The 7,114-nt window shown below is 71.0% G+C and carries 7 protein-coding genes; 2 read left to right on the top strand and 5 right to left on the bottom strand.

Translation table 11 applies throughout. From position 1 onward, the window contains the following. Positions 1-48: 48 nt before the first annotated feature. The 3 genes from ACFV0T_RS32525 to ACFV0T_RS32515 all read right to left on the bottom strand — a co-directional run bounded on the left by ACFV0T_RS32525 (position 49) and on the right by ACFV0T_RS32515 (position 3,439). Positions 49-1,989, bottom strand: a complete 1,941-nt coding sequence (locus ACFV0T_RS32525; protein ID WP_385787071.1) for a protease pro-enzyme activation domain-containing protein — start codon at positions 1,987-1,989, stop codon at positions 49-51. Positions 1,990-2,159: 170 nt separating this feature from the next. After that, the gene (locus tag ACFV0T_RS32520; RefSeq protein WP_385787068.1) at positions 2,160-2,783 is read right to left on the bottom strand and encodes a DUF305 domain-containing protein; all 624 of its coding nucleotides are present in this window, start codon (positions 2,781-2,783) and stop codon (positions 2,160-2,162) included. Next, on the bottom strand, positions 2,780-3,439 hold the full coding sequence (locus ACFV0T_RS32515) for a DUF3105 domain-containing protein (protein ID WP_385787065.1): 660 nt from the start codon (positions 3,437-3,439) through the stop codon (positions 2,780-2,782). Before ACFV0T_RS32515 ends, ACFV0T_RS32520 begins: the two co-directional genes overlap by 4 nt. Positions 3,440-3,673: 234 nt before the next feature. On the opposite strand from ACFV0T_RS32515, the gene ACFV0T_RS32510 reads away from it, so the two are divergent. Beyond that, complete coding sequence (locus ACFV0T_RS32510) at positions 3,674-4,108, top strand: RrF2 family transcriptional regulator (RefSeq protein WP_385787062.1); 435 nt, start codon at positions 3,674-3,676, stop codon at positions 4,106-4,108. A gap of 52 nt (positions 4,109-4,160) precedes the next feature. Here the strand turns inward: ACFV0T_RS32510 and ACFV0T_RS32505 are convergent, their stop codons facing one another. After that, positions 4,161-4,682 carry a DUF2871 domain-containing protein gene (locus ACFV0T_RS32505; RefSeq protein ID WP_385787060.1) on the bottom strand — a complete coding sequence of 174 codons (522 nt, stop codon included), beginning with the start codon at positions 4,680-4,682 and terminating at the stop codon, positions 4,161-4,163. Positions 4,683-4,806: 124 nt separating this feature from the next. On the opposite strand from ACFV0T_RS32505, the gene ACFV0T_RS32500 reads away from it, so the two are divergent. After that, entirely contained in the window at positions 4,807-5,742 is a 936-nt protein-coding gene (locus ACFV0T_RS32500) for a LysR family transcriptional regulator (RefSeq protein WP_385787057.1), read from the top strand. Between the two features lie 26 nt (positions 5,743-5,768). Here ACFV0T_RS32500 and ACFV0T_RS32495 read toward each other — a convergent pair whose 3' ends face one another. Further along, complete coding sequence (locus ACFV0T_RS32495; RefSeq protein WP_385787054.1) at positions 5,769-6,956, bottom strand: globin domain-containing protein; 1,188 nt, start codon at positions 6,954-6,956, stop codon at positions 5,769-5,771. Positions 6,957-7,114 lie beyond the last annotated feature (158 nt).

The following is a 7,114-nucleotide window of genomic DNA, read 5'->3' as shown; positions in this document are numbered from 1 at the left end:
GGCGCGGAACGATCCGTTCCGCGCCCCTTCGCGCGCGTTGCCGGCGCCTCAGTGGCGGCGGTAGGACTGGACGTAGCCGTTCGCGGGCGAGCCCACGCCGGTCACGTCGTCGTAGCCCTTCACTGCCTTCAGTGAGCTGTCCTTGCCGAGGCTGCGCACCGAGGTGGCCAGACCGTCGGTGGCGTCGAAGCCGTTCACGAAGTCGACGCGGGCCACGGCCAGGCCGGAGCCGGTCGGGTTGTCCGTGACGTCGTGGTACACCTTCGTGCCGTACTTCGCGTAGATCGACGGGTTGGCGAAGCCGAGCGCCTTGCCGCCGCGGGCCTCCTGGGCGAGACCCTGCACGGCCGCGATGACCGGCGCGGCCAGCGAGGTGCCGCCGATGCGGTACTCGCTGTACGCCTGGGAGCCGTTCGCCAGGGTCTGCGTCTGGCCGACCTTGAAGCCGGTGTTCGGGTCGGCGATCGCGGAGATGTCCGGGAGCACGCGGTTGCCGCCGGCGTTGTTGGCCTTGGCGAGCGCGTCCGGGACGACACCCTTCTGGTAGAAGGGCTCCGCCACCGTCGCGCTGGTGCCGCCGCCCGCACCCGAGGTGAACGCGCCGGGGAAGTCCGTCCAGCTCTTCCCGTCGGCCGACAGGCTGGCCTTCTCGGTGCCCCAGCCGGTCTCCCACAGGTACTTGTCGCCCTTGCCGACCGCCAGCGAGGTGCCGCCTACCGCCGTCACCCACGCCGAGTTGGCCGGGGTGTCGACCTGCTTCGTACCGGTGTTGGCGACCTCGTCGCCGTTGTCGCCGGAGGAGAAGTAGAAGCCGATGCCCTCGACCGCGCCGAACTGGAAGACCTGGTCGTAGGCGGCCGCGAGGTCCGGCGTCTGGTTGGCCTCGATGTCGCCCCAGGAGTTGGAGACGATGTCGGCCAGGTGGTTGTCGACGATCTTGCTGAGCGAGTCGAGCAGGTCGTCGTCGTAGCAGGACGCGGCACCCACGTAGGTGACCTGGGCGGCGGGCGCGACCGCGTGCACGGCCTCGACGTCGAGGGTCTCCTCGCCGTACCAGCCGGCGGCCCCGCACTCCTCGGTCTTCGTGTAGGTGCCGGGCAGCACCTGGCGCAGCTGGCCGGTCTTCCAGCCCGCGTCGCCGTGCTTCTTCGCGTAGGTGGCCGCGTCGTAGGCGATGGTCGGCGAGGCGTACGCGTCGGTGATCGCGATGCGCACGCCCTTGCCGGTGTAGCCGCCCGCGCCGTAGGCCGCACGCAGCTGCTTGCCGGTGTAGCCCTGGACGGCGTACGGGATCTTCTTGCCGTACGCCTTCGGCAGTGTGGTGGCGACGTTCGAGCCGTAGTACGAGGAGAACGGCCCGGCGTTCTTGAACACGGCGTCCGGCGGCGGCAGCTGGTCCTTGGCGCTCGCCCGGTGCGGGGCGTTGTCCAGGCCGGTGACGGTCAGGACGGCGCCGTCCAGTGCCTCGGGCGCCGAGGCCGACTTCTGCGGCGCGCGGTAGGTCTTCGAGCCCTTGGCGTAGTTGTGCAGCTGGGTGCCGAACGCCTTCTCGGCGGCGGCCACGTCACCGGTGACGGAGACGTAGTGCCGCGTCGTGCCCGTGACCTTCAGTCCGGCCGACTCCAGCCAGGACTTCACCGCCTTCACCTGGGCCGGGCTCGCGCCGAAGCGGGCCTGGGCCTGGTCGTCGCTCAGGTACTTGCCGTATGCGGCGGAGGCCGGGTCGGACACGGCCTTCGCGTACGCGGCGAGACCGGCCGCGTCCCGGCCGGCCAGGTAGACCCGGGCCGAGACCTGGGCGGCGTTCGACGTCGCGCCCTTGTCGGCCTTGGTCGTGGCCCAGGTGGGCTTGGTGCCCGCCAGCGTGTCGCGGCCCGGGTTGTCCACGGCGTGCGCCGCGGGTATGCCGATCGCCAGCGCGCCCGCGAGCATCGGCAGTGTCGCTGCCAGGCTCACCCCGGCGCGCACCTTGGCGCGGTTGGATCTCATGGAACCCCCTGTGCGGTTCGTCGCGAGTGGATCACTCGTGGTGGCCACTCTTTCGATGAACCGTTCATGTCAGGGGAATAAACAGACCAAGAAGACCCCAAGGAAGCCCTGTCCAGGGCGATTTGCGGCTTAGGTCCGTTCGGCGGTGTGATGCCCCGGACCCGGCCGTGCTACGGACGCGCCGTCGCGCCACGCTCCTTGAGCATGCCCGCCATCAGATCGATCTCCGACTGCTGGGAATCGACCATGCCCTGCGCGAGCCGCTTCTCCACCCCGACCGCGCACTTGGCGACACAGCCCTCGGCCATGTGGATACCGCCCTTGTGATGGTCCGTCATGAGCTGGAGGTAGAAGATCTCGGCCTGCTTCCCGCCGAGTGTGCCGAGCTTCGTCATCTCGGTGTTGGTCGCCATGCCCGGCATCAGCGCGCCGTCCTTGCCGGAGGCCATGTCGCCCATGCCCATCCAGGTCATCGGCGCGTCGGAGGACACCTTCGGCAGCCCCCACAGGTCGAGCCAGCCCAGCAGCATGCCGCGCTGGTTGGCCTGTGTCTGCGCGATGTCGTAGGCGAGCCGCCGCAGTTCCGGGTCCTTCGTACGGTCGCGCACGATGTACGACATCTCGACGGCCTGCTGGTGGTGCACCGCCATGTCCCGCGCGAACCCGGCGTCCGCGGAGTCCGCGCTGGGCGTGCCGTCGCCGGAGCCGTGCTCCTCGGCGACCGAGTAGGTGATCGCGCCGGCCGCGACGAGCAGCGCCGCCGCGGCCCCCGCGACCAGTCCGACGTGCCTCACTGCGAGAGCCCTCCCGTGCAGGCGGCACCCGGCTCGGGGGTCTGCGCGCCCTGGACGAACTTCTCGAAGAACGCGTCGACGTCCGCGTCGCTCGCGCTCGTCACCGTGCGCTGGTTCGCCCACGCGGTGAGCATGATCGGGTCCTTCTGGCTGTCGTCGGGGCTCATCAGCGTGTACGGCGTCTTCTTCACCTTCGCCGCCAGCGCGTCGACGTCGGCCTTGGCGGCCTTGCTGTTGTACGTCACCCACACCGCGCCGTGCTCCAGCGAGTGCACCGCGTTCATGTTGTTCAGCGCCTTGGTGTAGACGTCACCGTTGCAGTTCATCCAGACCTGGTTGTGGTCCCCGCCGACCGGCGGCTCGGTCGGGTACTTGACGGTCTTGGTGACGTGGGTACGGCCCAGCTTCCCCTCCCACGTCTTCACGCCGTCCTTGCCGGTGACGAAGTGCCCCGAGGACTTCGCGTCGCTCGCCGTGTCGTCGCCGGACTGCGACCGTACGACGAACACGCCGCCGGCGACGAGCCCGGCGACCACGACCACGCTCGCCGCGATCACGAGGATCCGGTTGCGCCGCTCGCGGGCCTGCTCGGCGCGTCGCATCTCCGCTATACGGGCCTGGCGCGCCGCGCCGCTGCTCTTCTTGGCGGAAGCCATGGGATGTCCTTCTGGGGAAAGGGGGCGGGACGACGGGGTCCATCGGGTCAGCTGATCGTAATGGGACGGGCCGGGCCACTCGTAGAGAGGGCACAGGAAAGGCCGGATCGATACGATCCGGCCCGGCGATCCGGCCCGGCGATCCGGCCCGGCGATCCGGCCCGGCGACCCGGCGGGCCAGGCGCTCCCTGCGGATAATTTGAAGCGCAGATGCACATTATCTACCCTGTGTGTATGCGGCTGCTGCGCTCCACCGACCTCGCCCTGCGCGTCCTCATGCGGCTCGCCGTCACCGACGGGGCCAGCCCCACGACCCGCGAGGTGGCGGCGGACATGGACGTGCCGTACACCCATGCCGCGAAGGTCGTCGCCGAACTCCAGCACATGGGGCTGCTCGACGCCCGCCGCGGCCGTGGCGGTGGACTCTCGCTCACCGCGAAGGGCCGCACGGAGTCCGTGGGCGCGCTCGTCCGCAGCTTCGAGGGCGCGGGTGACGTCGTCGACTGCGAGGGCGCCACGCCCTGCCCCCTGAACACCGCCTGCCGGCTGCGCGGAGCCCTGCGCCGGGCCCAGGAGGCGTTCTACGCCTCGCTGGACCCGATCACGCTGGAGGACATCGTGGCGGCGCCGACGGGCCCGTTGCTGCTGGAGATCTCCGGGCCGGCGTGACGCGCCGACCGGTGTCCGCGGCCGGCGATGTCGGCACGCGGAGGCCGGACGGTCAGTGACCCTCGGGTCGCGCCGCGACGGGGACGTGGGTGTCGTCGGCGCCGTCACCGACGCTGCTGTCGGCGTCGCCGCTGCCGCTGCCGCTGCCGCTGCCGTCCTCGCCGGATCCGGAGGCGGCCGGCAGGCGCTTGCCGATCGTGACGAAGAGGAGCACCAGGCCCGCGGTCAGCAGCGTGTGGCCGAGCCCGGCGACCATCGCGATGCCCTCGCCGCTCGCGTGCCCCAGCACCGTGAGCGAACCGTGCAGGGTCATCATGCCGACGGTGACCGCCAGACCGGCGTTGTAGATCCAGAAGAACCAGCCGAAGAGCCGGTCGGCGGTCAGGGTGAACTGCTTCTCCAACGCCAGGACGATGAGGAAGAACAGCATGCCGAGGGCCAGGACATGGGTGTGCACGACGGCGAGCTGGGTGTCGCCGTCGAAGTCCTCGGCCTTGGTGAGCTCGCGGTAGTACAGACCGCTGACCACACCGATGACCATGTAGATGTGGGCCGTGTTGAGGATCTTCCTCATGGGTGCCGTCCCCCTGGGCTGCCGAGTAGGTGATCCCCCCACCTTGCGCACCGCCCGTCCGGCCATCAACGATGAACCTGACAACGAGTCATAACCGGTGGCTAATACGTCCGAAGGACCGCACGTGGAGCTGCGCGACATCGAGATCTTCCTGGCCCTGGCCGAGGAACTGCACTTCGGCCGCACCGCGCACCGCCTGCATGTCACCCAGGCCCGGGTCAGTCAGTCGATCAAGAAGCAGGAGCGGCAGATCGGGGGCCTGCTGTTCGAGCGCACCAGCCGCGTGGTGCGCCTGACCCCGCTGGGCGAATTGCTGCACCGCCACCTTGACACCGGCTACCGGCAGATCACCGAGGGCATCGCGGCCGCGACCGCCGCCGCCCGGGGGACGGAGGCCCTGACGCTCGGCACGATGGGCCCGCACTCCTGGATGCTCGCCGACGCCGTGGCGCGGTTCCAGGAGGGGCGGCCGACGGTCCGGGTGCAGTTCCGCGAGATCCAGCCGCCCGCCCCGCTGGACCTGCTGCGCTCCGGCGAGGTCGACATCGCGGTGCTCTGGCTGCCCGTCGACGAACCCGATGTCACCGTCGGGCCGGTGGTCCACGTCTCCCGGGTCGTGCTGATGACCGGCACCACGCATCCGTTCGCCCGACGCGACGCCGTCGGCCTGGAGGACCTCGCCGACTGTGTGATCGTGGCCGGCCGTTCGCTGCCCCTCTCGATGGAGGAGGCCCTCAACCCCTTCCACACCCCCTCCGGGCGGCCCGTGCCGCGCGGGCCCGGGGTGTCGACCTGGCAGGAGATCCTCAACACGGTCGCCACCGGCGAGGCCGTGGCCGCGGTCTCCGCCGAGGCGGCCGACTTCTACCCCTGGCCCAACCTCGCCTTCGTGCCGATCACCGACGCCCCGCCCTGCCGCTGGGCCCTGGTCTGGCGTACGGCCGCGGAGACGCCCCTCCTACGGTCCTTCGTCCAGGCCGTGTCCGACGCGCCGCCGTCCGACGACCAGGCCCGCTGGTGCTCGCTGCCGACGACGACGCCCTCGGGCACGCCCGGGTAGGCCGCCTCTCGGGCACGCCCGGGGTCTCAGGCAGCCCCCGCCAGCCACAGATCCGGGCCGAACACCTCGTAGTGGATGTCCGCCGCGGCCACCCCCTTGTCGAGCAGCTGTCCCCGGACCGCCCGCATGAACGGCAGCGGACCGCACAGGTACGCGCGCGTGCCGGGCGGGACCGTGACGCCGCTCAGGTCGACCAGGCCCGGACGGGCGGCCCCGGCGGCGTTCTCCTGGTACCAGAAGTGGACCGCCGCGTCCGGCAGCTTCGCCGCGTAGGCCTCGTGGTCGTCGCGCAGGGCGTGGTCGGCGGGGGAGCGGTCGCCGTGCACGACGGTGACCGGAGCCGGGTGCCCGGCGTCCGCGAGCTGCGCCAGCATCGAGATCATCGGGGTCACGCCGATGCCCGCGGAGGCGAGCAGCAAGGGGGTGCCGGCGGTGTCGTCGAGGACGAGGTCGCCGCGGGGCGCCGACAGCCGAAGGACGCTGCCCACCTGCACGCGCGCGTGCAGGTGGTGGGAGACCTCGCCCTCGGGTCCCGGCGCACCGGGCACCCGCTTGACGCTGATCTGCCGCTGCGTCGCGTCCGGCGCGCCGGAGAGGCTGTACTGCCGTATCTGGCGGGCGCCGTCGGGGAGTTCGACCTGCACGGAGACGTACTGCCCCGCCCGGAAACCGGGCACCGGCCCGCCGTCGACGGGCCGCAGCCGGAAGGTGACGACGTCGGCGGTCTCCGTGACCCGTTCCACGACCTCCCACTCCCGGTGCCCGGGTTCGCGGGCCTCCTCGGACAGTCGCTTCTCGATCGCGATCAGCGCGTTCGCCATCAGCCAGTAGACCTCGGTCCAGGCGGCCGCGACCTCGGGGGTGACGGCCTCGCCGAGCACGTCGGCGATGGCGGCGAAGAGGTGCTCGTGGACGAGCGCGTACTGCTCGGGGGTGACGCCCAGTGAGGCGTGCTTGTGGGCGATGCGGCTCAGCAGCGTGTCCGGACGCCGGTCCGGGTGGTCCAGCAGGTGCGTCGCGAAGGCGGCGATGGATCCGGCCAGCGCCTGGCGCTGAGTGCCGGCGGCCTGGTTGCCGCGGTTGAACAGATCGCGCAGCAGCTCGGGACGGGCGGCGAACAGCCCGGCGTAGAAGCGCTCGGTGATCTCGCCGAGGGACGCGCCCACGGCGGGAAGGGTGGCGCGGACGGTGGTCGCGGACTGCTCGGACAACATCGGGGGCTCCTCGGGGCTCTGCGGGAACGACGTTCGGACACCTGCACGTTATTTAAACTTGCATCTGAAATGCAAATTTAAGAGCGAGGGCGGGACGGACTCGGGCGCCCATGACGAATGTCGGTGCGAACAGGCAAGATGGGCGGCAGAGCAGTACA

The organism is Streptomyces sp. NPDC059582 (genome assembly GCF_042735715.1).
GTDB lineage: Bacteria > Actinomycetota > Actinomycetes > Streptomycetales > Streptomycetaceae > Streptomyces.
Note: the sequence above shows the minus strand (reverse complement) of the source record. Positions and strands in the feature narration are given on the sequence as shown.

Excerpts from the sequence above, each read along its gene's own strand:
- ACFV0T_RS32525 (WP_385787071.1), bottom strand. The coding sequence starts at position 1,989 with ATGAGATCCAACCGCGCCAAGGTGCGCGCCGGGGTGAGCCTGGCAGCG.
- ACFV0T_RS32510 (WP_385787062.1), top strand. The coding sequence starts at position 3,674 with ATGCGGCTGCTGCGCTCCACCGACCTCGCCCTGCGCGTCCTCATGCGG.
- ACFV0T_RS32505 (WP_385787060.1), bottom strand. The coding sequence starts at position 4,682 with ATGAGGAAGATCCTCAACACGGCCCACATCTACATGGTCATCGGTGTG.
- ACFV0T_RS32515 (WP_385787065.1), bottom strand. The coding sequence starts at position 3,439 with ATGGCTTCCGCCAAGAAGAGCAGCGGCGCGGCGCGCCAGGCCCGTATA.
- ACFV0T_RS32495 (WP_385787054.1), bottom strand. The coding sequence starts at position 6,956 with ATGTTGTCCGAGCAGTCCGCGACCACCGTCCGCGCCACCCTTCCCGCC.